Origin of the sequence: Streptomyces sp. NPDC097981 (assembly GCF_040302565.1) — a bacterium.
GTDB lineage: Bacteria > Actinomycetota > Actinomycetes > Streptomycetales > Streptomycetaceae > Streptomyces.
In genome coordinates, this window is record NZ_JBEORW010000172.1 from 1 (window position 1) to 1,757 (window position 1,757).

Genomic DNA, 1,757 nt, shown 5'->3' on the forward strand with positions numbered 1-1,757 from the left:
CCGTCCGGGACCCAGCGGATCAACCATGGCGGGAAGCTAGCAGAAACTGCTCCTGACCTGCCAAAACACAGGAGTTAGTTCAGTCAACGGGCCCCGAACACGGGCGACGTTCTCGTGGATGATCACGCGTTCGTCCTCGCTCAGATGCCGGTCCCGCAGGCCGGGGACGACCCGGCCGGAAGCGGCGACGAATGCGTGGCAGGCGGTGATCAGGTCGAGAACTCCACCGTCCGGTCGATCCTTTTCACCGCCGGGGCAATGGGGCTGGTCTGCTCGAAGTGCTCGCGGGCCTGCCGGCCGCGTTCGACCTGGGCGTGATTGACCTGGTGGCGGGCGGTGTCATCCGACATCGCCTTGAACGCGACGGCCGGCCTGCGCAGCAGGCCGGTGGTGACCGTGGCCGCGACCTGCTCGTCCCGGGTCAATTCCTCGACGGCCCGCACCCGGTCCTCCTGACGAACTTGGGCGACGACCGTCGGACGCTTCAGCAGGTCACCGGTGACGGCCGCGGCGACTTTCTCGTCCTCGACCAGGGTGTGGACCGCGCTTACCCTGTCCTCGGCCCGGACCTGGGCGACCACCGTCGGCCGCCGCAGCAGGTCACCGGTCACGACCGCGGCCACCTCCTCGTCCTTCGCGAGAGTGTGGATCGCGCTGACCTTCTCCTGCGGCGTGATGGGCCGCTGGACCTGCCGCCCGACCCTGCGGTTCGCCTCGTCCGGGGTCCACCGGCCCCTCTTCTCCGGTGGGTTCAGGACCGCGGTGAACCGCTCCTTCTCGTCGTCGATCGACGCCAGGATCCGGTGGACCGTGAAAGACACCGAGGCTTGCCGGTGTTCGACCGGCCACCGCGAAGAGACCCACCTCGCGTTCCTCACCGAGGAGTAGGCCAGGCCGATGTCCTCGGCCAGACGGAACAGCGAGGCCTTGACCGTGAACATTCCTCTCCCCGTTCCTGAGCCCCGTACGCACGCGCGGGCTCGATCTCCAGGGCGTAGTCACCGACCATGAACTGGCCACGGCTCTGGGCCTCAACGATATTGCGCAGCTCCGCCACGATCTGCTCGTAGCGGTGGATACTGACGCTGCCGACCTTGTCGGCGCTCTCGGTCATCTCGGGCATGGTCATGTTGCTCACCACCCTGAGCGGGCCGGGGGACGGCCCCTCGGCCGAGACAAGACGCGGCCCGCTTCAAGGCCGAGAGTCGGGCCCGGCTCACGAAGATCACAATGAATGACAGGAAAGGACCCGAGTCTGACTGAATGTCCGATTGGGATATGTTCGCGAAGCGGTCACTGTGACCGTTCGCCGAACGATTCCTTCCGAGCCCGCCAGGCCCTCATCACGCACCGCCGCGAGCAGAAGACGGCATCCGAGCGCCGGTCCACCCCGGCCACCCAGTCCGTCCCGCACTCGGGACACACCACCCGGCCGGCCCCGCTCAACTCCGCGGCGACCCGCCGCCTCAACCGGCGCGTCCGACGCCACTGCCTGGCACGACACGCCGTCCAGCAGAACCTCGCGTCCGGCCGCGACCCCGGCCCCAGCCGGTCGCCACAACCCCCACAGACCCGCTCTCCGAGCCGTCCCGAGCCATCGGACACCACCCCAGCCTAGAGCTCGGAACTTCTCCACGACCCGGATATGGAACAGCCTCTGAACTTGACTCTGTCGGGGATCTTGGAGTTTCCCGGTGCGCCGGGGTGATCGGTGGGCATGCTCGGGGTGTTCCGAGAGCCCATGCAGTTGTCGAGGT

General features: G+C 67.7%; 1 pseudogene. It reads right to left on the minus strand.

Annotated elements, in window-relative coordinates:
- Positions 1 to 36: 36 nt before the first annotated feature.
- Positions 37 to 941: pseudogene (locus tag ABTY04_RS40855) on the minus strand (DUF6192 family protein).
- Positions 942 to 1,757 lie beyond the last annotated feature (816 nt).